General features: G+C 47.9%; 1 protein-coding gene. It reads right to left on the reverse strand.

Annotated features, from left to right (window positions below; translation table 11 throughout):
• Positions 1–649: histidine kinase dimerization/phospho-acceptor domain-containing protein (locus R8O11_RS28505; RefSeq protein ID WP_318195032.1), on the reverse strand; the 649-nt coding region annotated here is incomplete at both ends.

Raw genomic sequence — 649 nt, forward strand, 5'->3', positions numbered from 1 at the left:
CAACACGTCACTAATCAGGCTGAGCAGCAATTGGGAAGACGTCTCTATTGTGTCGACGTAATCGCGCTGTGTAGCCGGCAACGGGGTGTCGGCCAGCACGTCAGAAATACCTATCACACCGTTGAGCGGAGTACGCATCTCGTGCGACATGTTCGCTTGGAAGCTACTTTTCGCTTTGCTGGCTTCAATCGCGTCGTCTTTGGCGCGCTCGGCATCTTCTTTGGCTTTGGTGAGTTTCTGCTTTGCTTGCTCTCTCTCATGACTGAGTTTTTCCACTTCTTGAGCAAACTTGCTTAACTCATCTTTGCCTTTGATGAGCTCAGAAAGTGGTGAGTCTTCGCTGTAATTTTCGCGGCTTAAAAACTCAAGAACAAGATGCAGGTTGTTGGTCACTTTACGCACCAAGCGAATGGTTAAACTGATAACAAGAATTGTCACCAACGACATGATAACAATGAATACCAACCGCTGTTGCGTGGTTGCTTTAATGGTTTGTGCGAGCTTCGTTTGCAGCTCATGTTCCATCGTGTCGTCGATGTCATGAAGTAGCGCCAGTCGCGTGTTCAGCGCAGCAAGTCCAGCTCCCGTTTTAAGAGGAGATAACGCTTGTAGTTCCTCTTGGTTAAGTAACTGATCACGAAATTCTTGG

The organism is Vibrio sp. 1288, assembly GCF_033344475.1.